Source organism: Myxococcus faecalis (genome assembly GCF_050039385.1).
In the GTDB taxonomy this organism is placed as follows: Bacteria; Myxococcota; Myxococcia; order Myxococcales; family Myxococcaceae; genus Myxococcus; species Myxococcus fulvus.
In genome coordinates, this window is sequence record NZ_CP144336.1 from 5,738,041 (window position 1) to 5,764,500 (window position 26,460).

The 26,460-nt window shown below is 68.6% G+C and carries 19 protein-coding genes; 11 read left to right on the forward strand and 8 right to left on the reverse strand.

Annotated features, from left to right (window positions below):
* The first annotated feature begins 269 nt into the window (after window positions 1-269).
* Entirely contained in the window at window positions 270-1,466 is a 1,197-nt protein-coding gene (fdhA, locus tag VZQ01_RS22985; RefSeq protein WP_141326887.1) for a formaldehyde dehydrogenase, glutathione-independent, read from the forward strand.
* Between the two features lie 67 nt (window positions 1,467-1,533).
* On the opposite strand, the gene VZQ01_RS22990 is transcribed toward fdhA, so the two are convergent.
* Entirely contained in the window at window positions 1,534-2,031 is a 498-nt protein-coding gene (locus tag VZQ01_RS22990; protein WP_223749528.1) for a tenascin-X, read from the reverse strand.
* A gap of 235 nt (window positions 2,032-2,266) precedes the next feature.
* On the opposite strand from VZQ01_RS22990, the gene VZQ01_RS22995 reads away from it, so the two are divergent.
* The 3 genes from VZQ01_RS22995 to VZQ01_RS23005 all read left to right on the forward strand — a co-directional run bounded on the left by VZQ01_RS22995 (window position 2,267) and on the right by VZQ01_RS23005 (window position 5,379).
* Window positions 2,267-4,291, forward strand: coding sequence for a hypothetical protein (locus VZQ01_RS22995; RefSeq protein WP_426744526.1), 2,025 nt, complete (start codon window positions 2,267-2,269; stop codon window positions 4,289-4,291).
* A gap of 159 nt (window positions 4,292-4,450) precedes the next feature.
* Window positions 4,451-4,954, forward strand: coding sequence for a VOC family protein (locus tag VZQ01_RS23000; protein ID WP_223749530.1), 504 nt, complete (start codon window positions 4,451-4,453; stop codon window positions 4,952-4,954).
* A gap of 146 nt (window positions 4,955-5,100) precedes the next feature.
* A complete protein-coding gene (locus VZQ01_RS23005; RefSeq protein WP_267699072.1) occupies window positions 5,101-5,379 on the forward strand; it encodes a hypothetical protein in 279 nt (92 codons plus the stop codon).
* Between the two features lie 64 nt (window positions 5,380-5,443).
* On the opposite strand, the gene VZQ01_RS23010 is transcribed toward VZQ01_RS23005, so the two are convergent.
* From VZQ01_RS23010 to VZQ01_RS23020, 3 genes are all read right to left on the reverse strand, one after another.
* Window positions 5,444-5,740, reverse strand: a complete 297-nt coding sequence (locus tag VZQ01_RS23010; RefSeq protein ID WP_408888847.1) for a hypothetical protein — start codon at window positions 5,738-5,740, stop codon at window positions 5,444-5,446.
* A gap of 124 nt (window positions 5,741-5,864) precedes the next feature.
* Window positions 5,865-8,840 (reverse strand): protein kinase domain-containing protein, encoded by a 2,976-nt coding sequence (locus VZQ01_RS23015; protein ID WP_426744529.1) that lies wholly within the window; start codon window positions 8,838-8,840, stop codon window positions 5,865-5,867.
* A gap of 110 nt (window positions 8,841-8,950) precedes the next feature.
* Entirely contained in the window at window positions 8,951-9,811 is an 861-nt protein-coding gene (locus VZQ01_RS23020) for a class I SAM-dependent methyltransferase (protein WP_223749534.1), read from the reverse strand.
* 151 nt (window positions 9,812-9,962) lie between these two features.
* Between VZQ01_RS23020 and VZQ01_RS23025 the strand changes: the two genes are divergently transcribed.
* The gene (locus VZQ01_RS23025) at window positions 9,963-10,250 is read left to right on the forward strand and encodes a hypothetical protein (RefSeq protein WP_223782893.1); all 288 of its coding nucleotides are present in this window, start codon (window positions 9,963-9,965) and stop codon (window positions 10,248-10,250) included.
* Between the two features lie 10 nt (window positions 10,251-10,260).
* Here VZQ01_RS23025 and VZQ01_RS23030 read toward each other — a convergent pair whose 3' ends face one another.
* Window positions 10,261-11,745, reverse strand: coding sequence for an alpha/beta fold hydrolase (locus VZQ01_RS23030; protein WP_426744532.1), 1,485 nt, complete (start codon window positions 11,743-11,745; stop codon window positions 10,261-10,263).
* Between the two features lie 65 nt (window positions 11,746-11,810).
* Between VZQ01_RS23030 and VZQ01_RS23035 the strand changes: the two genes are divergently transcribed.
* Window positions 11,811-12,719 (forward strand): LysR family transcriptional regulator, encoded by a 909-nt coding sequence (locus VZQ01_RS23035; protein WP_426744534.1) that lies wholly within the window; start codon window positions 11,811-11,813, stop codon window positions 12,717-12,719.
* Between the two features lie 76 nt (window positions 12,720-12,795).
* Here the strand turns inward: VZQ01_RS23035 and VZQ01_RS23040 are convergent, their stop codons facing one another.
* Window positions 12,796-13,701 carry an NADP-dependent oxidoreductase gene (locus VZQ01_RS23040; protein ID WP_223749538.1) on the reverse strand — a complete coding sequence of 302 codons (906 nt, stop codon included), beginning with the start codon at window positions 13,699-13,701 and terminating at the stop codon, window positions 12,796-12,798.
* Window positions 13,702-15,373: 1,672 nt separating this feature from the next.
* Here VZQ01_RS23040 and VZQ01_RS23045 point away from each other — a divergent pair.
* From VZQ01_RS23045 to VZQ01_RS23055, 3 genes are all read left to right on the forward strand, one after another.
* Window positions 15,374-15,760: a toll/interleukin-1 receptor domain-containing protein gene (locus tag VZQ01_RS23045; RefSeq protein ID WP_426744536.1), complete on the forward strand. Its 387-nt coding sequence runs from the start codon at window positions 15,374-15,376 to the stop codon at window positions 15,758-15,760.
* Window positions 15,761-15,765: 5 nt separating this feature from the next.
* Complete coding sequence (locus VZQ01_RS23050) at window positions 15,766-19,497, forward strand: HEAT repeat domain-containing protein (RefSeq protein WP_426744538.1); 3,732 nt, start codon at window positions 15,766-15,768, stop codon at window positions 19,495-19,497.
* Between the two features lie 469 nt (window positions 19,498-19,966).
* Window positions 19,967-20,938 carry an aldo/keto reductase gene (locus tag VZQ01_RS23055; RefSeq protein WP_426744540.1) on the forward strand — a complete coding sequence of 324 codons (972 nt, stop codon included), beginning with the start codon at window positions 19,967-19,969 and terminating at the stop codon, window positions 20,936-20,938.
* A 4-nt stretch (window positions 20,939-20,942) separates the two neighbouring features.
* Here VZQ01_RS23055 and VZQ01_RS23060 read toward each other — a convergent pair whose 3' ends face one another.
* Window positions 20,943-21,671, reverse strand: coding sequence for an SDR family NAD(P)-dependent oxidoreductase (locus VZQ01_RS23060; protein ID WP_223749540.1), 729 nt, complete (start codon window positions 21,669-21,671; stop codon window positions 20,943-20,945).
* A 198-nt stretch (window positions 21,672-21,869) separates the two neighbouring features.
* Here VZQ01_RS23060 and VZQ01_RS23065 point away from each other — a divergent pair, with 198 nt between their 5' ends.
* Window positions 21,870-22,124, forward strand: coding sequence for a hypothetical protein (locus tag VZQ01_RS23065; RefSeq protein ID WP_267699077.1), 255 nt, complete (start codon window positions 21,870-21,872; stop codon window positions 22,122-22,124).
* Between the two features lie 185 nt (window positions 22,125-22,309).
* Window positions 22,310-24,598 carry a zinc-dependent metalloprotease gene (locus VZQ01_RS23070; RefSeq protein WP_426744542.1) on the forward strand — a complete coding sequence of 763 codons (2,289 nt, stop codon included), beginning with the start codon at window positions 22,310-22,312 and terminating at the stop codon, window positions 24,596-24,598.
* Here VZQ01_RS23070 and VZQ01_RS23075 read toward each other — a convergent pair.
* Window positions 24,589-26,367, reverse strand: coding sequence for a CHASE domain-containing protein (locus tag VZQ01_RS23075; protein WP_426744544.1), 1,779 nt, complete (start codon window positions 26,365-26,367; stop codon window positions 24,589-24,591). The two genes, VZQ01_RS23070 and VZQ01_RS23075, sit on opposite strands and share 10 nt — an antisense overlap.
* Window positions 26,368-26,460 lie beyond the last annotated feature (93 nt).

The window sequence follows — 26,460 nt, forward strand, 5'->3', positions numbered from 1 at the left end:
AGACATGGCGGGATGAGCGATGACTCACCTTCTTCACAGGATGAGAAGAAGGGAGTTTCTCTCTCGGGAGTGCAACGGGAGCGTTTCATTGTCGTGACGGCGGATGCGTCTGTCTTTGCGAACTTCTCAAAGGCTGGCAGCGGCCGAGACGGCGAGGGCCTCTTCCGCCAGGCCGCCTCCGCCGTGCGTGCGGGGGCGCGCGTCCCCAGCGTTACCCGGACCTGCACGCGGCGCGGCGGATGGCCGGGCCGCCTCGGAGGAGTCCGCTCATGGCCAGCAATCGCGGCGTCGTCTATCTCGGTCCCGGCAAAGTGGAAGTCCGCTCCATTGACTATCCCAAGATGGTCAACCCGGAAGGGAAGTCCATCGAGCACGGCGTCATCCTCAAGGTGGTCACCACCAACATCTGCGGCTCGGACCAGCACATGGTGCGCGGGCGCACCACGGCGCCCAAGGGGCTGGTGCTCGGGCATGAAATCACCGGGGAGATCGTCGAGAAGGGCAAGGACGTCGAGTACCTCTCCGTGGGCGACCTCGTCACGGTGCCCTTCAACGTCGCCTGTGGCCGCTGCCGCACGTGCCGCGAGCAGCAGACGGGCGTGTGCCTCAACGTGAACAAGGGGCGCGCTGGCGGCGCCTACGGCTACGTGGACATGGGCGGCTGGGTGGGCGGACAGGCAGAGTACGTCATGGTCCCCTACGCGGACTTCAACCTCATCCGGTTCCCCGACAAGGCGCAGGCGCTGGAGAAGATCCTCGATTTGACGATGCTCTCGGACATCCTGCCCACGGGCTTCCACGGCGCCGTCACGGCGGGCGTCGGCGTGGGCTCCACGGTGTACGTCGCGGGCGCGGGGCCGGTGGGGCTCGCGGCGGCGGCCTCGGCGCAGGTGCTGGGCGCGGCGGTGGTGATGGTGGGCGACATGAACGCGGACCGGCTCGCGCACGCGAAGTCGGTGGGCTTCGTGCCCATCGACCTGAAGAAGAGCGACAAGCTGGAGGACCTCATCGCCGCCGTCATCAAGGAGCCGGAGGTGGACGCGTCCATCGACGCGGTGGGCTTCGAGGCGCACGGCCATGGCGCGCAGGCCTCCTCCGAGGCGCCCGCCACGGTGCTCAACTCACTGATGGCCATCACCCGCGCGGCGGGGGCCATCGGCATCCCCGGCCTCTACGTCACCGAGGACCCGGGCTCCAAGGACGAGTCGGCGCGCCAGGGCAACCTGCGCATGCGCTTCGGCCTGGGCTGGGCCAAGTCCCACCGCTTCTACACGGGGCAGACGCCGGTGCTGCGCTACAACCGCCAGCTCATGCAGGCCATCCTCCACGGCCGGCTGAACATCGCGAAGGTGGTCAACGCCACCGTCATCTCGCTGGATGACGCGCCCCGGGGCTACCAGGAGTTCGACGCGGGCGTGGCGCGCAAGTTCGTCATCGACCCGCACGGGACGCTCAAGAAGAAGTAGGCCCGGAAGAGACGACGCCACCGCGCCCGACACGGCTGGACGGGCGCGGTGGGGCCTTCACCTCAGCTCACCCTTCCGGGACCTGCGGGCAGGTGGACGGGTCCTGCTGGCAGCCGGGCACGCAGTCCACGTAGCACCACGTGGCCTCGTTGCCCTGGCACAAGCCGTCACCGCACGACGCGGCGCAGTCGGCCGGGCAGCTCCCCGCCCACTCACCGCCGTTGCAGATGCCATCGCCGCACCAGGTGCTCGGGGCGGTGCAGTCCTGCGGGCACGTCACCCACGTCTCGCTCCCGTTGCAGATGCCGTCGCCGCACACCGGAGCCGCGACGCAGTCCTCGGGGCAGTTGGAGGCGCTCTCGCCGTTGGCGCTGTCGCAGGAGTTGTCGCCGCAGAGATAGGTGCACGGCAGACACGCGCCGCCTCCGGCGGAGCCGCACGGACACGGGTCGCCCATCGCGGACACGGTCGTCTCCGTCGTCTCCGGGGCGGCCTCGGTGGTGCCACACGCGGCGAAGAACCCCAGCGACACTCCCGCCACGAGAACCAGCAGATGCGACTTCATCGGTGACTCCTTTGAAAGGGAAACCCGGATGCTAGTGCATCCCAGGGACGACGTGACATGTCCGTGGCGAAGGGATGTTTCACGAGGCTCCGCCCGAGCAGGACTGCCCGGTGGGCCGTGACTCACGCCGCCGCGATGTCTCGGTGGTTGCCAGGGCGTGCGGGCGCGGGCACAAGGCGCGTGGCGACGCTCCTCGGGCGATGGCCGTCCGGAGGCGCCGCTCGTCGGAGGGCAGATGTCCCGTACGTGGTGGAGCATGGTGGCGGCCGTGGGTTTCATGGCCTGTGGCACGCAGGAGCCCGTCCCGGAGGCGCCGGAGCCGGTGTCCCGCGAGCAGGCATGGGAGGGCGAGCTGGAGGTCCGGGTGGTGGACTCGCCCTCGCTCGAGCACGCGTATCAGGAGTACTTCCTCGTGGCCGGCCGCGAGCGTCGCCCGGTGGTGTTCGCGGACACCGCGCCCCAGGGGCTGGTGAGCGGGCAGCGGGTGAGGCTGCGAGGCCGTGACTCGGACGGCGCCCTCGTGGCGCACGCGGTGGAGCTGGACCCGGAGCACCGCTCCGCGAGCGTCACCCCGGCCTGTGGGGTCACGGGTGTGCAGCGCACCCTGGTCATCCTCGCGGAGTTCCCGGGGCAACCCACGCCGTCGCTTCCGTTGTCCAGGGTGGAAGATGCGTTCTTCTCCACCACGCGCCGCTCGCTCGCGGGCTACTGGAGCGAGGTCTCCGAGGGGCGCACCACGACGACAGGTGATGTGGTGGGTTGGTACACCCTGGACCGCGCGTACTCGTGCTCGGAGACGAACGAGATGCGAAACGCGGCGATTCAAGCGGTGGGCGACGACGTGGACTTCACCGCGTATGACCGCATCTTCATCATCCACCCGCGCCCGCTCTCGGGCTGCTTCTACGGCGGGCTCGCCACGCTGTCGTGTGGACAGGTGCCGACGCCGTCGGGCGCCGTGACGGCGTCAACCGCGTGGCTGGTCGCGGAGTCCATGGACACCTACGACCGCGCCGTGCACCTCATCACCCACGAGGCCGGCCACAACCTGTCGCTCAACCACTCGCAGTCGCGCGACTTCGGCGCGGAGCCGCTGGGACTGTTGAACGAGCTCGGCACGCTGGACGAGTACGGGGACTTGTTCTCGACCATGGGCCGCTGGAACCTGGGGCACTACGCGGCGCCGCACAAGGCGCGCATCGGCTGGTTGGCCTCGACCTCGGTGACGCAGGTGGACGGCGTGGGCGGCACCTTCACGCTCGCGCCGGTGGTGTCCTCCACCGGGGTGAAGGCCCTCAAGGTGCGCCGGGGACAGGGCAACGACGCGTGGCTGTGGCTGGAGTACCGCCAGCCGACGGGTGGCTACGAGCCGACGCTGCCCGCGCAGGTGTTCGGCGGCGCGCTGGTCCACTATCAGGACGGGGACACGCGCGATGGGACGCACCTGCTGGACTTCACGCCGGGGACGGCGTCCTGGAGCGACCCGGCGCTGCTGCCGGGCATCACCTGGGAGGACCCGTACAGCAACCTGTCGCTGCGCGTGGTGTCCGCGACCCCCGCCGGGCTCACCGTGGAGGTCCAGTACCGTCAGGGCTCCTGTGTCCGCGCGGCGCCTGAGATCGAGGTGACGCCGTTCGAGCCGACCGTCTACCCGGGCGCGCGCCCGGAGGTGGAGCTGTTCATCGTCAACCGCGACAGTCCGGCCTGCGGCCCCAGCACCTTCCAGCTCGCGTCCATCATCCCCACGGGCTGGAGCGCGGACCCGCTCTCTCCGCAGCGCACCATCGCGGCGTCCGGCTCCGTCTCCCTGACGCTGCAGCTCTACACGCCGTATTCGATGGCGCCGGGAACGTACACCACGGGCGTGGACGTCACCCGCTCCGGCCACACCGTGCGCGGCACCGCCACCCTCGACGTCCTCGCGCCCTGCGTGACGGCCGCGCCCACGCTGACGCTCTCGCCGACGACGGTGACGGCGGCGCCCGGCTCGCAGGTGACGTGGACCGTCCACGTGGCGAACCACGACGCGGCGTCGTGCCATTGGGTCTGGTACGACTTCTGGAACAACGACACCACGGGCTGGGACACGGAGTTCTCCGACTGGGGAGTGAACCTCCCGCCGGGCGGTGACTTCACCTTCACGATGACGAAGCACCTCCCGTCGAGCGCCCGAGGGACTCACACCGTGGGCCTGGAGTTGTTCCAGGACGAGGTGGGCACCGTGGGCACGGCGATGGCCACGGTGAACGTCGTCCCCTAGCCTGTCTCACGGGAGGGGCGCCGCGGCCCCAGGCTCTCCTCCCGCCCGTGCGGACGGGCGACCCGTCGTCCGCGCGAGGGCCCCCGGGTCGCACCGCCGGGCCGCCCGCTTCGAGTCTGTGCAGCTTTGCCTTCACACACCCCACGGAGGGAACCCGCCATGTCCCAGAAGCTCCAGCGCATCACCCAGTGCCTCTGGTTCCAGAGCCACGAGCAGACGGAGGCCGCCGTCGCGCTCTACACGTCCGTCTTCCCCAACTCCCGCGTCATCACGCGCACGAAGTACACCGAGCAGAGCGCGGGACCGAGCGGTCAGCCGCCCGGCGCGGTGATGACCCTCCTCTTCTCGCTCGACGGCCAGGAGCTGCTCGCGCTCAACGGCGGGCCCCACTACACGTTCACCGAGGCGATGTCGCTCATCGTCAACTGCGAGACCCAGGCGGAGGTGGACCACTACTGGTCCCGCCTGTCCGAGGGCGGCGACGAGAAGGCCCAGCAGTGTGGTTGGCTCAAGGACCGCTTCGGCGTGTCGTGGCAGGTGGTGCCCACCGAGCTGCCCCAACTGCTGGCCAGCTCGTCCCCCGAGAAGGGCGCCCGGGTGACACAGGCCCTGTTCAAGATGAAGAAGCTGGACCTGGACGCCCTGCGCCGCGCAGCCGGCTGAACGCGGCCGCGGTGTCTCAGGGCTCCGTGAGACACTCGCGCACAAGAGTCCTGGATGACTCAGTTTGTCGATGATGTCTCGTTTTGCTGGGTGGTGTTAGGGTATCGCCACCGGGGCGGAAGACAGCCCCGGTGGAGGATACACACGTGCGGAGCAGGAACATCCTGGGTGCGTTGCTGCTGGCGGCGGGCTTCATGGTGGGCTGTGGCGGCGCGGAGCCGCTGGAGGAGACGCAGGCGGAGCTCGACACGCGCGAGGACGCGCTGCCCTTCTGCGGAAACCAGTCCTACTGGATTGATTACTACTCCGACGCGACGCTGACGAAGTGGGTCGGCTACATGAGCTGCTCCTGCTACGAGACGGCGTACATCGGTGGCCGCCGCACGTCGTTCGCGGTGACCGAGTACTCCAGCACCTGCGGCTGAGCCGTCTTCGTGCGGGAGGTGTCCGCCCGGTGCTCACGATGGAGCGCCGGGCGGTCCTCGTCGCTCACGGACAGATGTTGTAGCAACTGCCCGCGTTGCGGGCCCTGCACTCCGCGGTGGTGGCGCAGGACGAGCAATCCCACGAACAGTAGCCGAGCGCACCCGAGGGCTCCTGGACCAGGAGCGACGGCTCCACGTCCTGGGCGCCCGACATGAGCCGCTGCTGGCGCGCGGCCTCACACGCGGTGGTGGCCGGTGGCCGTTCGTCCCCAGGTCGCTCCTCCTGCGAGAGGGTGGTGACGACCATTCCCACGGCGACGGTCAACGCCAACACGAACCCCGAGGCGGGCTTCAGCATCATGCGCGGCTCCTTGTGGAAGGACTCGAGGGCATGATGCCGAGGACTCCCGCATTGCCCGCATGCGTCACCGCGCATGCCTGTGTTGTGTTGAACAGCGCTCGACGGGTCCGTTCCGCCCCCGCGCTCACGGCGCGCTCTTCGCTCCGCGCCTCGAGCCCTGACGCTGCTGGATGCTCCGGCGCAGCTTGGCGATGAGCACCTCGGGGCTGGCCGAGCGCACGATGACGTCGTCGGCGCCGGCCTCCAGGCCCGCGGTGAAGACGACGGGGTCGTCCTTGTCGACGATGAGGAAGACGGGCAGGTCCTCGGTGGCAGGCGCCTTGCGCAGCGCCTGGAGCAGCGAGTGGAGGTCTCCGTCCGGCAGCGGGTCCGCGAGCACCGCCGCGTGTGCTCCGGCGCCCAGCGCCTTCTCCACCTCCGCCCGGGTCCGCGCGCGCACCGCGGCCATGCCCTCCGCCATCAGGCGGATCTGGAGCGTCAGCGCGTTGGTGCCGTCCGTCTCCGCCACCACGACGCGGAGCGCCGCCTTGTCCGTCTGCGCGGTGGACTCCAGCTCCGCGGTGAGCGCCTCCAGCGCGGGCGCGGGGAGCCGTGGGTCCTGACGCAGCGCCTGGAGCGCCTGGGCCGCGCGCGCCGGCGGAGCCTGGGGGCTCTGGACCTCCTGGACGAAGCGCGCCGCGCACAGCAGGGCGCCGGCGGTGCGGCTCGCGGGCGGCGTGCGGTCCTCGCCCTCCGGCAGGACGGAGACGAGCAGCTCGTTCACCTCGGGCGTGGTGCTGCCCACGAGCGCGAGCGCCCGGGCGCGCGAGGGCAGGGCGAAGCGACGCGGCTCCTCCAGCCGCGCGGCCAGGGCCAGCGCGCTGGCCGCGGTGGTGACCAGGACCTCCTCCACGCGCCCCGCGCCCATGCGCGTCGCCAGCCGCCGCGCCAGCTTCGTCAGGGCGGGCGCCAGCGTCCCGCTGCCCCCCAGCATCGACAGCACGCCGTCGAGCAGTCGGGCCTGCACCTCGCCCAGCTTCGCCAGCGGGCCGCCCTCGCCCGTCAGCGCCGCGCTGTACGAGGGCAACAGCCGCACCTCGACCTTGGGGTGCGCGGCGCGCAGCTTCTGCGCCAGGGCTCCCGGCTCCGCGACTGTGTCCTCGAGCACCAGCACCAGGTCATAGCCCCCGAGCGCCAGCGCGCGAGCCGCGTCCGCCGCAGGGCTGGTGGCCGCCGCGAGCCCCTGGGACAGGAGCAGCTTCACCGCGGCCTCGCGCGGCTCGGAGGGCTCGGCCACCACCAGCACCATGCGCGCGCGCACGTCGCTCTTCACGGGCGTGGCGCGGCTGACGGGCTCTACGGGCGCGGGCTTGGGGCCCTCCAGCGTCTGTCCGTCGAGCACCCGGCGTCCGGTGAACTGCTCCGCGAACTGGAGCACGCGGGTGTCGCGCTCCTTCGCCTCGGCCGGCTCCTCCAGCTCGATGGGCGAGCGGTCCCGCACCTTCGGCATCTCGTTGTCATAGAAGCGGAGGATGGCCTTGCGGATGGCCTGCTCGGAGGCGAACAGCCCCTGCACCGACACGACGCCCGCCTTGAACTTCAGGTTGTTGGTGACCTCCACGTCGCGCGGGTCCAGCACCGCGCAGAGCAGCTCGCGGCCCTTGAGCCCGACGGGCAGGGCGCACAGCCGGTCGCACAGCTCGCGCGGCACCAGGCGCAAGAGCTCCTCCGGCACCGGCATCGTCATCAGCTGCTGCTCGGTGATGTGCGGCAGCCCGAACTGCTCGGACAGCGCGAGCACCAGGTTGTCGGGCTCCAGCCAGCGCTCGTGGACGAGCACCTGGCCCAGCCTGCCGCCGCGCTTCCTCTGAATCGTGAGCGCCTCGTTCAGGATGTGCGGCGTCACCATGCCGCGCGTCAGCAGGATGGCGCCCAATTGCTGTCGCGCCCGCACGACGCGGGTGCCGAGCAGCGGAGGCGAGCCCAGGCGCGTGGCCGGCTCGGCGCCCTGCACGGGCTGCCGGACCACGGACGTGGCCTGGGGGCCCGAGGATGGCGGCGTCACCGGACGCAGCGTGGGCGGCGCGAGCGTGGCGGCCCCGGGGCGGCGCGCCTCCCGGGGCGGCAAAGGCGCGGGCGTCCGCATGCGCGCGAGGTCCTCGTCCACCAGGCGGATCTCCTCGCCCGGCGCGCCGGCCAGGTCCGCCAGCGGCGAGCGCCACTCGGGGAGCGCGCGGGCGAAGAGGCTGGCGATGTCGGCGGCGCCCACGCGCAGCCGGTGGTCGAAGAGGAAGCTCTGGATGCCCTCGGAGAACTCGCGGGCGGCGGGGCAGCGCGCGTCCGGGTTGGCCGCCAGCGCGCGCAGGAGCAAATCCCACAGCGGCGCGGGCACGCCCGGCAGCGGCTCCAGGGTGCGCTCGTCGAAGCTGCCCAGCGTGTGGATGATTTGCGGTGTGCTGCCCTCGAAGAGCCGCTTGCCCGCGAGCATCTCGTAGAGCAGCAGACCCAACAGGAAGATGTCGCTGCGCTGGTTCACGGGGCGCCCGTGCACCTGCTCGGGGGAGAGGTAGTTGATCTTCCCCTTGAGGATGCCGGCCTGCGTCTCCTGCCGCTCCTCGTCGGCCACCTTGGCGATGCCGAAGTCGGCCAGCTTCACGCCGCCGTTGCTGGCCACCATGACGTTGGCGGGGTTGATGTCGCGGTGGACGATGTCGAGCGGCGCGCCGGACGGGTCCGTGCGCCCATGGGCATACGCGAGCCCGTCGGCGACCTGCTGGGCGATGAAGCAGATTTCGCGCAGGCCCAGGGGCACCTGTCGCTTGCGCGCCGCCTTGATGAGCGCGCTCAGGTTCTCCCCGTCCACGAACTCCATCACCATGTAGTACTGGCCCGCGCTCGTGCCCAGGTCCAGCACCTGCAAGACATTGCCGTGCTGCAGCGTGACGGCCAGCTTGGCCTCGCGCAGGAACAGCTCCACGAAGGACGTGTCCTGCACGAACGACGGCAGGATGCGCTTGACGGCGACAGGCTTCTCGAAGCCCTCCGCGCCCACCACCTTGCCGAGATAGACCTCGGCCATGCCTCCCGCGGCGAGCTTCTTGACGATCCGGTAGGTCCCCACGCTGTCTCCGGAAGTTGCAATGGCAGTGCAAGTGTTCCGAAGAGAGGAAAAGCCAGAATCCGGCAGGCGTACGGAGGCCCCCGCCGAAAAGCTGTCGGACTGTCGGCTGCTCAACCCTTGGGAGTGGAGGGGTGTCTGATATTGGAAGACGGGGTCGGTTGACGGATGCCGACGGTGAGGTAGGCATTGAACTGGACGACCTGTGCGCCGGGCCCCAGGTCCTGGGTGACCTTGTCCACGACAGTCTTCTCGATGTCTGGCCATTGCGCGCCCAGGGCGCGGCGGGCGAGGGCGACGGGGGCGGCGGCGCGCATCATGGCGTCGACCATGGCGGCGGTGGAGGGGTAGTGGGCGGGGACGGAGACCTGGTGGACGTGGACGTCGTCGAAGCCGGCGGCGCCCATCTCCTGCTGGCAGGTGTCGGGGTCGGACAGGGGCATGACGCCGCCGCGGGGAGCGCCCTGGCCGGGCAGCTGTTCGGCGAAGCGCTGGTAGACCAGGTTCATGGCGGGGGAGTGCTCCATGGGGCGCCAGCTGGAGACGACGGCGCGGCCGCCGGGGCGCAGCACGCGGTACAGCTCGCGGAAGCCCCGGGGGCGGTCGGGGAAGAACATGAGGCCGAAGAGGGAGAAGGCGGCGTCGAAGGTCTGCTCGGACAGCTCCAGGGCCATGCCGTCGCCGACCTGCGCGTCGATGTCGAGCCCGGCGGAGGTGGCGCGCTCACGCAGGGCGGCGAGCATCTTGGGGGCGAAGTCGATGGCGGTGACGCGCAGGCCCTGACGGGCGGCGAGCAGGGCGAGGGTGCCGGGCCCGGCGGCGACATCCAGGACGTGGGCGCCGGAGGGGGCGGCCACGCGGGTCAGCGCGTCCTTCGCGAAGTGCTCGAACACCGGGAGCAGCTCGCGCACGTACTCGGGGGCGACGAGGTTCCAGGCTTCGGGCGCGGCGAGGGGCGATGCGGTCGACGACATGGTGCGGCCTCCGGGATGGGGCGCGGATTCCACCCGAAACGGAGCGCGAGCGGGAGGTGAAATGCACGCGGACGAGGCGGTCCACGACGCGGTGCGTGTATGCGGAGGCGCGCCTTGACCCAGGAGACGTGTCACCGGAGGCTGGGAGGCCATGCGACTGCGATGGGTGGTCTGGGGCGCGCTCCTGGGGGTGCAGCTCCTCGTGACGGTGTTCCCGGTCGAGGCCTTGGGGCCGGTGGTGGCGGGCTCGGTCTATCTGCCGTTGATGTTGTTGAGTGGCCTGGGATTGCGTGTGTACGGACCTGGCGAGTCGGGAGGCTGGGCGCCGCCGTCGTTGGAGGGGTGGCTGTTGCTCGCGCTCTTCTGGGGCCTGGTGTGGTGGGCCGTGGTGTCCCTGGGCGCGCGGCTGATGCGGCCCAGGGCGGGCCTGTCGACGTAGGCCCCCGCGCTCAGGGGGGCGCGACAGCGGCGCTCTGGCCGAAGTCCGCGCCGCGCAGCTTCGTCACGCAGTCCAGGGGCAGGGGCGCTTCGGGGGCACGCAAGAAGGCGAGCGTGATTTCTCCGCCGCAGCGATTGAAGGACGCGCCGTGGCTCTGTCCCGGCATCTCGACGTAGCGCGCGTGAGGCATCGACTCGAGCAGCTGTCGCCCCCAATCCGGAGGCGTGTCCGGGTCGAACTCGCCGGCGAACACCAGCGTGGGGACGTCGCTCGTCACCGGCGTGTTCTCCTCGGCCGGAGCGCGCGCCACGTTCCAGGCGCGGCAGGTCTCCTCCGACGCCGTGCCCTGGTCCACACCCCCGAGCCCCACTGAGGGCGCCCGCTGCGCGGCGATGCGCTGGGTGTCCTCGAAAGGAAGCTCCTCCGAGCACCAGACCGACAGCCTCAAGCCCCACGTCATCGTCGAGGGCCCCAGGCTGTCCTCCACCAGCGGCGTCAGCTCCGAGTAATCCCCCGCCGCCGCTCGCGAGATGATGCGAGGCACCAGCGGGATGCGCTTCGGGTCGTGCAGTGCCGCGTCGATGGCCCGGACGACCTCCGCGCCCCGGACCTCCACCGGCTTGCCCTCTGTCTTCGATGGATTCAGCACCAGCACCAGCGGCTTCCGGTCCGCCGCCGCGACGAGCTGGGCGAAGCGCTTGCGCAGCTCCGGGTGGGCGGCGCCACACTCCCGGTCGAGGGCGCAGCCATCGAACACCCCGTTGAGCACGCGCTGGAAGTTCGCGGCGGACACCTCGTCGAAGTTCACCTCGGGCGGCAGCACCGAATCGAGGATGAGCGAGCGCACCGTCCCCGGGTGCCGGCGCGCCACCGTGAGCATCAGCCGCGTGCCGTACGAGAGGCCCTGCAGGTTCAGCGTCTTGTACCCGAGCACCTGCCGGAGCGCGTCGATGTCATCCGCCGTGGCGGCCGTCGTGTAGCCATCCAGGTCCACGCCCTCGGAGGCCCACTTCGCGCGGCAGCGCCCGGCCTCCTTCGTCAGCGCGTCCTGCGCCTTCTGGCCCCGCAGCCGGCCCGCGGCAATCTCCCCCTTGAGCGCGTTGATGCCCGGGCACTCGAGCGCGGGCTGCGCCAGCTTCCCGCCACGAGGCTCCAGGACCAGGAAGTCGCGCTCATCGAGCAGCGGGTTGCGCTTGCCGGAACGCACGTTGGAGACGGCGCTGACACCGGGCCCGCCGGGCATGAAGAGCAGGGGATCCGGGGCCGGCTTCTGGGCGCGGCTGCGCAGGCGCATCGCGGGAAGCTTGATGAGTCGGCTGTCCGCCTTCTGTCGGTTCTCCGGGACGACGAGCAGGCCGCAGTCGATGGCCTCGTCGGACGCGACGGTGGAGGGGCAGGGCGTCGGCTCGAAGCGGGGGACGACCTCCGGGGCCGAGGCATGGGCGGTGAATCCGAGGAACAGCCCCGTCACGAGGACGAAGAAGCGCGAGGACATGGGGGACTCTAGACCCGGCGTTCGAAGCGGCGTCCAATACGGAAAAACCACCCTGTGATAACGCAGTGAAATCACCGCCCCTCGACACCCGTCGCCTCAGTTGTTTCATCGCGGTCGCGGAGACGCTGCACTTCCGCAAGGCCGCCGAGCGGCTCCACCTCGCGCAGCCGGCGCTCAGTCAGCAGATTCGCCGGCTGGAGGAGGAGCTCGGCTGCCAGTTGCTGCGCCGGGACCGACGGCGCGTGGAGCTGACCCCTGCGGGACAGGCCCTGTTGGACGCGGGGCGGCGCGTGCTCGTGCACCTCTCCCATGCGACGGAGGCCGCGCAGCGCACGGCGGCGGGGCAGCAGACGTTGCTGCGCGTCGGCTTCCTGAGTCCGGCCTCGTTCTCGCTCGTGCCCGAGGTGCTCCGTCGACTGCGCGCCGCGCACCCGGAGGTCCACCTGATGTTGCGTGAGGCGGACAGCACGACGTTGTTGGAGGAGGTGCGACTGGGAGGGCTCGACGTGGCCTTCGTGCGAGGCCCCGTGACGGCGTCGGGAGTGCGCATCGACACGCTCCGTCGCGAGCGGCTCGTCGTCGTGCTGCCCTCGGGGCATCGACTGGCACGCAAGACGCGAGTGCCCCTGGAGCAGCTCGCCGACGAACCGTTCATCGGCTTTCCGCGGGACACGGCGCCCTCGCTGCATGACGCGGTGACGGGGATGTGCCTGGAGGCGGGCTTCGCGCCGACCTTCGTGGCGGAAGCAGGGGAGTGGTTCACCATCGTCAGCCTGGTCGCCGCGGGGCTCGGCTGCGCCCTGTTGCCGGAGTCCGTGCGCACCTTCACGCGCGAGGGCGCCGTCTATCGCTCCATCGCCGGACACGCACGACACGTGGAGCTCGCCATCGCGAGAGGCCCCACGCCACCGGGCCCCTCCCTGCGCGCCTGTCTGCGAATCGTCTCCGCGCTGACGGACGTGGACCTGCTCTGAAGCGACGCATCCAAGGGGCTCGACGAGGAGTCCCCGGGCTCACGTCCGGGGACTCCTCCGGGACCGAGCCGAGAGCTCAGTTGACGAGCAGCACCTTGCCAGTGCCGCCCTTCTCCGCGTGCTTCTGGGCGTCCTTCGCCTCATCCAGCTTGAACGTCTTGCCAATCGGGATGGTCAACTCGCCCTTGGCCACGCTCTCTCCCAGCTGCGCGAGCCGGCGTCCATCCGGGTGCGAGAAGAAGCTGCTCACCTGGAGGCCCTTCTCCTTCGCCCCCTTCGGCTCCCCCACCACGCTGCACACCCGTCCGCCGCGCTTCACCTTGTCCAACACCGCCGCCACGGCCTTGCCGCCCACCGTGTCCGCCACGGCGTCCAGTGTCGGCAGCTTCGCGATGTCGCTCGCATCCTCCAGCGCGACCACCCCGTCCACGCCGAGCTTCCGGGCCTCCTCCACCTGCGTGGCCCGTACGCCCGCCCAGACCTTCGCCCCCCGCGCCTTCGCCGCGAACAGGGCCGCGCGTCCCACCGCCCCCACCGCGCCGGTGACGAGCACCGTGTCCCCCGGGGCCGGCTTCATCTGCTCCTCGATCAACTGCACGCCCGTCAGGGTCACCAACGGCAGCGCGGCCGCGTCCTTCAGCTCCAGCGAGTCCGGCACCCGGGCCCAGACCTCCTCGGGGGCGACCACCGTCTCCGCATAGCCCGAGGACACCACGCCCATCACCCGGTCGCCCTTCTTGAAGCCCTTCACGCCCTGCCCCACCTCGACGACCTCTCCCGAGACGTCCCGTCCGAGGATGGCGGGGAACGTCACCGGCATCACTTCCTTCATGTCGCCTCGACGAATCTTCCAGTCGACCGGGTTGATGCTCGCGGCGATGACGCGCACCTTCACGTCTCCCGGGCCCACCTTCGGCTCGGGCATCTCCGTCACGACGAGGTTGTCCGCATCTCCATAGGCCTTCAGCACGACGGCTTTCATGGGGTGGCTCCCGGAATGAAGTGGCTCGAAGCGCGCTCCAACGACGGACCAACGATAAGTACCGACGAAGAGGTCGCCATCGTCCGCGGGCGCCTGACTCCCTGGCCACCCCTCACGAGGACTCCTGGAGGCGCTGCGTGCCTCCGCCTGCTTCATTGCCCCCATCTTCCCTGGAGCCCGGGTCGTCATTGAAGAGACGTCCGAACGTCGAGAGGGGACTCCTGGATGCTAACACGCGGGTGACCGTGCAGCCCGTCATGATCTTGCGCGGACCGCCGCTGCCGGTCTCACGGAGGTCCGCCTGCCGCGCCGCGAGCTCGAGCAGGGGGGGCGGGTGTGGGGAACTTCGCGAAGTTGAGGTCCGCCTGGTCACGGGTGTGGACGGAGATCGGCGCGGGGATGACGCGCGTCGCTGAATCCAGGAGGTCCCGTCGCACGGCGAGCAGGGACTGGAGTTCCCGCTTCAGGACTCCGTAGATGGCCGATGCCAGGACATCTCCTCTCGCGTCGCCGGCTCCAGGTCGGCGTCGAACTGGTCTGCGGACGACGTTGAGCAGTCGTTCCGCGTCGGTCAGGTCCGCTTCGATGGCACGAACGGTCCCCCGGGGCCAGGCGGCCAGCTCCGAGCGGAGGGGAAATGGTTCCAACTGCCCAACTGAGGCCGCGACTTCCGAAGAAGGACACCAGCCCATATTGGAAGCCGATATTCCCCAGGGGCTACGCCACGGTCCGCTCGGACAAGGCCCGGGGATAGGTCTCAACCCATTGTCCTCGCACCTGCTGATAGGGAAGCGACAGGTTCTGCGCGTGGTCGAGCAGGAAGAATGCCCTTGCTCGAGCATCAGGATCCGCCTGCGCGAGTCATGCCGGAACGTGCGCTCGGCGAAAGTTCCAGAGTCGCCCGTACCCCGGGGTAGGAGCCGCCGCCTGCCTCAACACGTCACACAGGCGAACACGTCGAAGTCGAACGTCCTCCTGCTCAAATCGGCCCAGTCCACTCGTGGTGTTCGCTCCTTCATCCGCTCCTTCCCGGCTGCGGCTGCAATCCCCGCGCGTGCCTCCTCCTCACCTGCTCGAGAGATCGTCGTCGCTTCCACCCTCGTCAGGTCGTACCACCTGCGCCCAGAAGGAACTGGTTGGCTGAATCCAACTCGTCAGCGGAAGCGGAGACGTCCGAGACCCACCCTGTCTTAAGGCGCAACAGTAACAGCGCGGCCAGCGTGCTTTGTTTGCTGTTCAAATAGGCGTCCAGCTTATGCCCAACACGAGGCGCAAAGCCCCCAGTCACCCGGCCGGCTTGAGTGGTTCGCGTGGTGTCGGCTTACCGTGCCCTCTCTCGCGGCAGGTCACAACCGGGTCCGTCGGCTGCGAATGACAAGCCGAACCTCGGCGGTTGTGGCGAAGCGTACGTGTTGGCGGTCCCTGCATTCGGGAGCGGACGATGGACGTGAGGGCAAACCGCGGAATGCTATAGCCGGTATGGATTGCGACCCACACAATCTCCGATTTCTCGGCGGGAACGCTCCATGCGTTGCGTAGGTACTTTTCACCCCCCCCTTTCAGGTTGAGGGACTGATTCGACTGAGGAGCCGGGTGTCGTGAATCCACACCCCCGCAGGGCATCTGGCGGTAGAGTGCCTGGGATTCGTGGTTGCACATCCAGGGGGAGACCATGGCAAACGTCTTCATCTCGCATCGCTCGTCAGATACCGCTGAGGCCGAGCGGCTTGCGCAGGCTGTCCAGGCCGTTGGCCACAAGGTGTGGTTCGACGCTTGGGAACTCAACATCGGTGACTCTATCGTTGGCCGGATGAACGAGGGGTTGGAGGGAGCCGCCTACCTCGTACTTTGCTACTCATCTTCGGGCGTAGACTCGCCGTGGATGAGTCGCGAGTGGCTGTCCACTCTGGCACGTCAGTTGTCGGGCCCTGGCGTCAAGGTGCTGCCCGTGGTGCTCACAGGCGGAAGGCCGCCGGCCATCCTGGCGGACATAAAGTACGCCGACCTCGTGAAGGACTGGACCCTCGGCGTCGCGGAACTCCTCCGCGCCATCAAGTGACCACCATGAAGCGGCGGGTCTTCATCGCGCACGCGAAGGGAGAGGTGGCGATGGCCGAAGCCCTTGCGCGACCTCTCATTGATGCCGGGTACGAGGTCGTCCACCACGGCACGGTCCTCGTCGGTGAGTCCGTCGTGGAGGAGGCGCAGAAGCAACTCGCGATGGATGGGCCGGTGGTGGTCTGCGTCACGGTGAAGGCGGTCGGCACGAGCTTTGCCCATCGTCTTGTGAATGCCAGCCGGGATAGCAAACGCGGTCGGACTTTTCTGGTGCAGATGGAGGAAGATGCATACGTCGATCTCCTTTCCTTTGATGAGGAGGTCCCGGAGTGGTGGCGGGACAAGACCGACGCCGAGCAGCGGCTCGTGGAGGCCTTGCAGCAGTACTTCCCGTTGGATGAGCGGGCCTCCATCGAGATGGCGCGATTCGATGCGGAGCGGCGCTACCGCCAACTCGCACTGGAGGCGTGCGACATCATCAATCTGGCCAATCTTCCAGAAGGTGAGCGCGATGTCGTTAGTCGGAAGCTTGAACTGCGCAAGCTCTATGTTCCTCTGCGGGTCAGGGTGGAGGCGCCTTCTCAGGATGAAGCAGCCGACGCTCGGCTAAAGGCGCTGGAGCAGCGTCGTGACGCCTCTCTGCGGGGATTTCTCGACACCGAGATACAGGTACGCTTTCCTTTGGGAGAGCGGCTGGCGGAAGCAAAGCGACTGGTGGTGCTGGGAGATCCAGGGGCTGGGAAGTCCACGCTCATTCGTTGGCTTGCGACGGCCTACCTGTTGCGGTTGAAGCAAGACCCGGAACTGAACGCCCTCCCGGACATCGCGACGCTGCCCGACCGGCCCTGGTTGCCTATCATCGTCAGGTGTCGCGACCTGGACTCATCCTCCATCAATGGCTCGCTTAGTAGCATTCTTCGACATACGCTGCGCAAATCAGAAATGTTGGATGCGGAAGTTGAAGTCGTGCAGGCGGTCTTGCTTCGAAAGCTCGCCGAGGGAGGGGCCTTGTTGCTCATCGACGGGCTCGATGAAATCTCCGAGACCGGCGCGCGCGTCCGCTTCTGCGAGCAGCTTGAGAAAATCCACGTGGCCATGCCGGCTGCTCCTATTGTGGTGACCTCTCGCGTCGTTGGCTACCGCGAAATGATGGGGCATCGCATCGGTCGTGGCTTTGAGCATGTCACCGTGGATGACCTGTCCCCTGAGGACAAGGACGATTTCGTACGCCGCTGGTGTGCTGTGACAGAGCCCGCCGAGCGCCGGGCCTCCATCATGGAGGAACTGATCTCGGACATTCACAGCACTGACCGGATTGAGAGGCTCACAGGCAACCCTATGTTGTTGACGACCATGGCGCTCGTGAAACGCAAGGTTGGTAAACTCCCCCGCCGTCGGACGGACTTGTACTGGGAGGCGGTGCAGGTGCTCCTCAACTGGCGTCGAGCGGAGGCGAACGATCCACTCGAACTCTGGGAGGCCTTGCCGCAGCTTGGTTTTATCGCCTATTCGATGTGTGATCGTGGCGTACAACGGCTTCGCCGGGATGAGGTCCTTTCCCTGCTGCATCAGGTCAGGGAGGAGTATCCACGACTCCACGACATACGGCGTCACTCTCCCGAGGACTTCCTCATCCTGATCGAGCGATACACTGGTATCTTGATTGAGTCGGGATATGAGAAACACCAGGAGATGAGTGTTCCCGTATATGAGTTCCGCCATCTGACGTTCCAAGAATATCTTGCGGCGCGCGCGCTCGTGCACCGCTGCTTCCCTTCGTCACCAGCACAGAGTTCCCTGGCGGAGAACATCGCTCCGTTGGCAATGAAACTGAGGGAGGTTGGTGGCCAAGAAGAATCGCAGGTGCAGTATGTCGCGAGTTGGCCAGAGGTACTCCGCCTTTGCATCGCCATCTGTGAGCATGTTGACGTTGATGCTGTGCTTTTGGCTGTCTTTACACCACGTGAGGGCGAGCCCCTGGGGGCGGGGGCACTACGCGCATTTCTGGCTGCGCTATGCTTGGTAGATGAGCCCAATGCTTCGGACGTGGTGGCTCACCGTATCCTGTTTGAGGCGGTCAAGTATATTGATTATCATCAGTTGTCACCAGAATTGCTGCCCCTCCTTTCGCCGCTGATGGAAACGCGGTGGAGCTGGGAGTTTATGCGTGCACTGGCCCATGAGTTTAGAGGGCGCGATGCCAAAGAACGAGATTTCATTTGGAGGTCGATCAGTGAGCACCTGTCAGAATGGAAACACGAAGCCGGAACGACTCCTCAAGACTGGGTATCTCTATGGAACACCAAGCTCTTGGCGGAAGATGAACTTGACGTCATTGCGGCGGCACTTCGGCTCTCGGTAGAGTATTTTTGGGCGACTGACTGCCTCCCTCCTTCGGTAGATGGAGAGGCGTTGACCATGTTAGTCGAGCGGGGAGGACCGGTCTCTCACGCCTCCTCACTTGCCTTGCGCCGGCTGGGTGGCTTTGAGGATTACATAGAGAAATGGTTGCCCAGTTGCTCTCAATTGGAGCGGCTCGTCGCCGTGCATGCATCTGTGGGCGTGGACGTGGGGGTGCTGCTTTCGTTGACGAAGATTTTGGGTCGCAAACGCGTGGTGGGGGCTGTCGACGCCATCATCTCCGTGTTGGCGAGTGAAGACCCGGACCTCAGGACGGCTGCCGCAGATGCACTAGGGTGGATCCAGGATGAGCGAGCGCTCGCGCCTTTGACCAAGGCCGTAGAAGACTCGGATCGAGAAGTAAAGCGGATGGCAATCCTAGCGCTAGGGCGTTTGGGTGATGTCCGCACCTTGGGACTGCTGCGCGAGCAGCTTGAGCAGCCCGAGGAGGACATACGGTCTGCTGCTATTGAAGCGCTTTTCATGTTTCCAGGCGCGGTCCCCGTTGCGGCTTTGCGTGAAGCGATTCGCGATTCGAGCGAGGCGGTTCGGCATACCGTGACCTGGGGTCTGTTGGAGCGGAAGGAGCCTGCGGACATGGAGTTGCTCATCCTCCTGTTGGATGACCCGAGCGCTACGAACCGGCTCGTGGCGATTCGTATCATGGCCGGGCTGAAGTCGCCTATGTCTGTTGCGCCGCTGCTGGCATGGATGCAGCGATCGCTGAAGTTGCTAATGGTGGAGGATTTCATTGCCTCTTCGCTTCGGGGACATGGATTCTTCGCAGGGCAGTGTCTGGATCAGCGACTTCCATGGATCGAGGCTGCATTGACTTTGGGAGAGCTTCAGGATTCGAGCGTTGCTGAGCCGCTCAACGCATTGCTTGGTCAAGTGGATGCGAGTCTACGTCCGGCTGTGCTGCATGCGTTGGGAAAGCTTGGGGATACGCGTGTTGTGGATTGGCTAGTTCCTTGGCTTGCAGGGACAGACGAGCGCACCTCATTGGGCGCCGCGGAAGCCTTGGCGCGATTGGGTGACGAGAGGGGAAGAGCGTTCCTTGTCCCGAGTCTTGCGTCCGAGTCCCTCTCAGCACGAGTGGGAGCTTTGGAACTCCTAGTGGGACTGTATCCGAAGGGCGAGGTAGAGGACCGCTTGTTGCTCGTCCATGAGTATCGTCACACCAGTTACATGGATCCAGGTGTCACGGTTGATGATGCACGGCTGAGAGAGATTGAAGAACAGATGGGGATTTCATCGGACGAGGCACGGCGGGGCTTCGAGGCCCTCGTCCAGAAGATCCCCCTCAAGCTGGCGTGGCAGGTTCCCGTTAGCGCATGAGAGGGATGGGGCCATGTCGAAGGGGAGGGAGGTTGTTGAGGGGCCGAGGAGGGCCGCTGACGCGGCGATGCTTCTGTCCGGTGGACAGGCCACTTGAGCCCCTTTGGTGCACACTCCCGCCCAGGCCGCGCTCCCATCAGGTGTGTGGCAGGAGCCTGGGTCTGTTGACAGTGATGAGCCTCAACATCACGGCCTGGGGTGGCCCGCGTGCCGGCGGGGCCAACCTCGCACCGCGGAAGTGTCGGTGCTCGCATTGTCTGCCGACCGTGCGGTTGCTGCTGGACCGAGCGGGGTTGTTGAAGAGTTAGCTCCCGAATCCTCGGGAGCGTTGTGCGAGGCCCCGCAGCCGCTTCCGCCCCCCCCAGAACGCTCGACTCGGCCCGGGTGACTCGTCACTGTACACACCGCCTGGCGGCCTGGGCCGGACCGCCGTGGCGCGCTGGAGTCCCTCGGCCGCGAAGGAGTCGCCATGCAGTACACGAACCTGGGTCGCTCGGGGCTCTCCGTCAGCCGGCTGTGTCTGGGCACGATGAACTTCGGCTGGAACACCGAGGAGCCGGAGTCCCACGCCATCATGGACACCGCGCTGGAGCGCGGCATCAACTTCTTCGACACCGCCAACGTCTACGGCTTCGGCGACAACAAGGGCCGCACCGAGCAGGTCATCGGCAACTGGTTCGCCCAGGGCGGACGGCGCCGCGAGCGCACCGTGCTCGCCACCAAGGTCTACGGCCCCATGGGCGACTGGCCCAACGAGGGCAAGCTGTCCGCCCTCAACATCCGCCGCGCCCTCGACGCCAGCCTCAAGCGCCTGCGCACCGACTACATCGACCTCTACCAGTTCCACCACGTCGACCGCGCCACCCCGTGGGAGGAGATCTGGCAGGCCCTCGAGGTCGCCGTCACCCAGGGCAAGGTGCTCTACGTCGGCAGCAGCAACTTCGCCGGCTGGCACATCGCCCAGGCCCAGGCCGCCGCCGCGCGGCGCGACTTCCTGGGCCTCATCAGCGAGCAATCCCTCTACAACCTGCTGGCGCGCACCGTGGAACTCGAAGTGCTCCCCGCCGCCCGTCACTACGGCCTGGGCGTGCTGCCCTGGTCCCCCCTCCACGGCGGCCTCCTCGGCGGCGTGCTCAAGAAGGAGCGCGAGGGCAAGCGCCGCCTGGAGGGCCGCGCGCGAGAGGCCCTCCAGAAGAACCAGGAGAAGATCGAACGCTACGAAGCCCTCGCCGCCGAGCTGGGCCACGAGCCCGGAGACGTCGCGCTCGCGTGGCTTTTGCACCAGCCCGCCGTCACCGCGCCCATCATCGGACCGCGCGTGGCGGGCCAGCTCGACGCCGCCCTGCGCGCGCTCGACGTGAAGCTCGATGAGAAGACGCTGGCCCGGCTGGACGAAATCTTCCCGGGCCACAAACCCGCGCCCGAGGACTACGCCTGGTAATGCCTCACACCGCCGTCCAGCCACCGTCGACGTCCAGCACCATGCCGGTGGCATAGGCACACGTCGCCAGGAAGAACGCCGCGTCGGCCATGTCCCGGGGAGCGCCCGCGCGCTTCATCGGGACGTGGGCGGCGAGCGTGTCCAGGAACGCCCCCACCTGCGTCACCGGCACGCCCCAGTCGATGGCCGTGTCCTTCGTGAGCCCGGGTGACAGCACGTTCACCCGGAGGCCCCGGGGCGCCAGCTCCACCGCGAGCGAGCGCCCCATGGCGTTGATGCCCCCACACAGCCCCGCCCCGCCCGCGTAGTTCGCCAGCGCCGCGTGCCCGGCGATGCCCGAGCACAACAGGATGGCGCCCCCTTCCCGCATCTTCGGCACCGCGTGACGCACCGCGGAGAGCTGTCCGAAGAAGCGGTCCTTGAACAGCGCCTCCCAGGCGCTCATCGGCACCGTCTCCACCGGCCCGAACACCGCGCCGCCCGCGCACGTCACCAGCAGGTCCACCCGGGGCACCGACTCCATCAGCCGCACCACCTGGGCCTCGTCTCCCACATCCGTCACCACGCCGCGCGCGCCATGGCCAATCCGCGCCACCGCCTCGTCCAGCCGCCCCTGACGCCGGCCGGCGATGACCACCTCCGCGCCCTCGCTCGCGAAGCGCTCGGCGATGGCCAGCCCGATGCCCGTGGCCCCGCCCGTGATGACCGCGATTCGTCCATCCAATGCACCCATGGTTTGCCTCCTCGTGTCTGGGTATCCAAATCCGCTGACTGCATACGGCGCGAAGGCGTGGGACTGGCGCTCACGATTCATGCGCCACCCGGCGCCCACGTGTGTCCTGGAGTCGAACTAGACAGTCCAGACAACCGTGGGGCAAGGTCGAGTTCCCCTCCGAGGGTGGGCCACCCTCCTTGCGCCGGAGTACACACCATGCGTCGCTTTGTCGTGTTGGTTTCGCTGCTGGGGCTGTCCGCGTGCGGTGGAGGAGTCGAAGCCGAGCAGCAGCCCGAGTCCCCCGCACAGGCGGAGCAGGGCGTCTGCTCGGGAGATGCCTGGGCATGTTTCTGTGGGCAGTACACAGACGTGTACACCTGCAACGACGCCGTCTCGTCCAATGGCTGGCGTTGTTATTGGGCGGGGTCCGCCACGGTCGCCAAGGCGCGGTGCCTGCCGACCTACGAGTGAGCCTTCCCCGCATCAGGGCGGGAGGCAACGCGCTGGCGCGAGGTCCATATCGCGCGTGGCATGGATTCGTTCCCGGATGAGCGCCATTCCCGCGCATCCCGAGGCGGGCCGAGGGACACCTCACGCACCTCCCGTTGCTCCGGCACCGGATGGAAATCCCTCCATCCGGCTGTCTGGAGCACAGCATGTCCGAATGGAGTGTTCGCAAGCGCAGCGCCGGGTGGTGGGTATTGCCCCTCGCCCTGGCCCTTGGCACGGGCTGCGGAGAGCACGCCTCCGTCGAGCCCCCCTCGGCGCACGTCCCCGACGAGGACCTCGGGGTGGCGCTGGACGGCGCGTTCGTCGAGGTGCCGCGCGCGACGAGCCCGGAGCTGCGACAGAAGGTGTCCCAGCGGCTCGATGGCGCCGTGGATGACGCGGGCAGGAGCTTCTACCTCGCCATCCGTCGCTCGGAGCTGAGCCAGAAGTGGTTCCTCACCGCGTACGCCCGGCAGTACCACCCCGGCGGCGTGGGCGGCATGGCGGGGACGGTCCTGGGCAGCCGCGTGGTGAGCTTCGAGGAGCAGAACGGCAAGCTCTTCGTGTTCGACGTCGACCGGCGCAAGGTGATGAGCGACGTGTTCGACCCCCAGGTGCTGGTGGAGGCGTACCCCATCATCACCGACCACGGCCCCTTCAACCGGCTGCCGGGCTCCCATCAGTACGTGCTCATCGACCCGGTGGCGGGGCTCAATCGCTACGGCGTGGTGGGAGACCGCTTCGGCCAGGACGGCCTGCGCTTCCAGGTGGAGCTGAGCTTCGCGCAGCGCTTCCGTCGGCTCGCCGATGGCATGGCCTTCGAGCAGGTCTTCACCGGCTACTCGGACCTGCCCTACGAATGGGCGGACTACTACAACGAGGCCAACGCCTTCCGCACCTCGGGCACGCTGGGGCTCTCCTGGCGCAAGTACACGGAGGGCCCGGGCTACACGCCCACGCCGCTGCCGCCTCGCGAGCACTACTTCCGCAGCGACCGGCGCATCGTCCCCAACACCACCGCGGAGCAGTCCGAGCAGGTGGCGGTGAAGTGGAACATCCACCCAGGCATGCGGCCCATCCGCTGGCACATCATGGACACGGTGCTCGCGGCGCAGCAGGACCCGCGCCTGCAAGGCTATGACCTGGTCGACGCGATGAAGCGCGGCATCGAGGGCTGGAACGCCGCGTTCGGCTTCCCCGTGTTCGAGGCCGTCGTCGGAGGCGGCAAGGAGGACTTCGCGGACGACGACCGCAACGTCCTCATCTTCGACACCGACGAGATGATGCCCCTGGCCTTCGCCAACTGGCGCAGCAACCCCGACACCGGCGAGATTCGCGGCGCCAGCGTCTATTACGCGATGAGCTGGGTGCTCGACGCCATCGCCACGAACGCGGAGGACGACGCGGCCCCCGCGGACGCGCTGCCGGCGGGCGCCCTCCCGGAGACCCCCAGGCTGACCTGGGCGGGGCTGACGAACGACCGCAGCTGCGAGCTGAGCGTCACCGGGCCGGGCCATGCGCGCGCGCCGCTCTCCGTGCAGGCACGCCAGCAGCTCTCCGGGCTCACCCGCAAGCAGCGGGTGGAGCGCTCCATCACCCACGTCCTCTTGCATGAGATTGGCCACACGCTGGGGCTGCGCCACAACTTCATGGGCTCGCGCGCGAATGATGGGAGCCCCTCGGCGCCCATCTCCACCTCGGTGATGGACTACCTGATGCCGGACGAGCGCGCGCTGCTGGCGGAGCCGGGTGTCTACGACGTGCGCGCGGTGCGCTATCTCCACGGCCTGTCGCAGCAGCTGCCGACGGAGGCGTTCTGCACCGACGAGGACCGACGGCTGGACCCCTACTGCGCGCCGTATGACCGCTTCGCGGACTCGCTCCCGCTCTGGCACGGCCCGGAGTTCCAGCGGCACCAGGACTACCTGCTCCACAGCCCGCTGAGCTTCACGCGCCTGCAGGGGTACTTCGACCACGTCACCCCCTGGTACTTCGGCTTCATCCGCGTGTCGGACCCCGCGTCGCAGGTGACGGCCTACGAGTTCGCCCTGGAGAAGCTGCGCCCGCCGCTGGTGATTCCCCCAGGCGCGCGGCCGGACTACGCGGCCCGCGCGGACGAGCTCACCCGGCGCATCTTCCAGCGGCTGTACCTGGACCCCGCGACCAGCCGGGGACGCTTCCTCCCCAACCCACCCCCCACGCCCGCGCTGATGGCGCCGATGCTCGCGGACCTGAGGGCCCTGGTCCTCGACACGGATGGCGTGCGCAGCTACGCCTCGCGCCGCACCATGGTCGACGTGCTGAAGGCCCAGCAGTCGTTGGGGGCCTACCGCCTGCTGCGCGAGCTGGAGGGCACCCTCACCGCGAGCCTGCCGTCGCTCTCCGACGATGACCGGCTGGAGACGGAAGACCTGGTGCGCCGCATCTCCGGGGCCTTGTCCCCGTACTACTTCTGACCCGGAGGGCCAGGCCCGGCGCGAGGAAGGTGGACGATGAAGGTGGAGCCCTCGCCCGGGCGGCTCTCCAGGAGGATGCGGCCCCCATGGGCCTCCACGAGCTGGCGGGTGATGAACAAGCCCAACCCCAGCCCGCCGTAGTGCCGGCTGGACACCGCGCGCTCGAAGCGGTCGAAGACGCGCGCGGCGTCCTCGGGGGCGATGCCGATGCCCCTGTCTTGCACCTCCACGCGCGCCCGCTCCGCGTCGCCCCTCACGCGCACGTCCACCGGCGCGCCGTGTCCGTACTTGAGCGCGTTGGACATCAGGTTGGTGAGGACCTGCTCCAGGCGCAGCCGGTCCCACCGGCCCGTCATCGGCTCGGGCGCGTCCACCTCCAGCCGCACGCCCGCGGCCTGGGCCTCCGCCTCGAAGCGACGCGCCAGCTCCCGCACCAGCTCCCCCAGCTCCACGTCCTCCAGCTGCAGCTCCATCCGCCCGCTCGACAGGCGCGCCACGTCCAGCAGGCTGTCCACCAGCTTGGTGAGCCGGGTGGTCTGCCGCTCGCACGTCGCGACTCCGCGCTCCAGCCGCTCCGCGTCCAGCGGCCCCGGCTGCCTCAGCTGCCGGAAGAGCAGCTGCAGCTGGAGCTTGAGCGAGGTGAGCGGCGTGCGCAGCTCGTGCGCGGCCACGCTGCGGAACTCGTCGCGCACGCGCACCGCGGCCTGGGCCTCATCGGCCAGCCGTCGATGCTCGGCGCTGGCCTGCTCCGCCAGGGCGCGCGCGTTCACCTGCGCGCGGGTGACGAGGAAGAGCAGCAGCGACATCAGCAGGCCGCCGCCCGCCACCGTGAAGGGATGGCTGGAGCGCGTGCCCCTCATGAAGGCCTCGCGGGTGGTGAACACCAACGTCCACGGCACCCCGGCCACCTGCACGGTGAGCTGCTGCCGGAGCCCCCCCGCGTCCGGCGCGCCGGGGTGCGAGGTGTAGAGCCGCGCCGGCTCGCTCACGGTGGCGCCGTCGTAGATGGTCAGGTCGATGGTGGACTGGAAGCCCTGGAAGCGCAGGCCCTCCACGAAGTCCTTCATGCGGAAGGCGCCGAAGACGAACCCCTCCAGCCGCTCGCCGCGGGCCTGGGGCGTGGTGGGCTCCACCATCCCCGCGTAGAGCGGGACGTAGATGACGAAGCCCGCCTGGGCCACCTGGTCCACGGGCTCGGAGACCAGCTGCACCTTGCCGGTGGCCGCGGGCAGGCCGCTTCGCATCGCGCGCTCCAGCGCCGCCCTGCGCGCCGGCTCGGACATGATGTCGAACCCGAGCACCCGGAGGTTGTTCACGTCGAACGGCTCCACCAGGTCGACGACGGCGTGGTGCTCGCGCGCGTCCTCGGGCCACACCCGGTACTGGGGGAAGCCCTCCTGGCGCATCCGGGCCTCGTGCCGCGCCAGCTCGTCCCGGCTCAGCCACCGCGCCAGGCCGACGGCCTGGATGCCGGGGTAGCGCTGGCGCACCTCCAGGCTCTCCGTGTACGCGCGGAACTCGCGCCGCTCCACCGCCTCGCTGCCGGTGAAGACGCCGCGCGTGCCCAGGAGCATGGCCTGGTAGACGTCCAGGCGCTGCTGGAGGGCCACGGAGCCGTCCGCGGTGGCGTCATCGAAGAGCTGCTGCCTGCGCAGGCTCACCCCCCGCCGGATGTACGTGGTCGCCCCCGCCGTGACGAGCAGCCCCATCAGCAGGGCGAGGAGGGCGGCCGCGTTGCGGCGCACGTGGGAGGCGAGGGAGGTCGACACGAGTGTCCTCCAGGAGAAACGCCCGGGCCTGAAACACAATCCCCGTCCATCCGTCCGCGTGAGCGACACTGCAACGGCTGCTCGCTCGGGGCA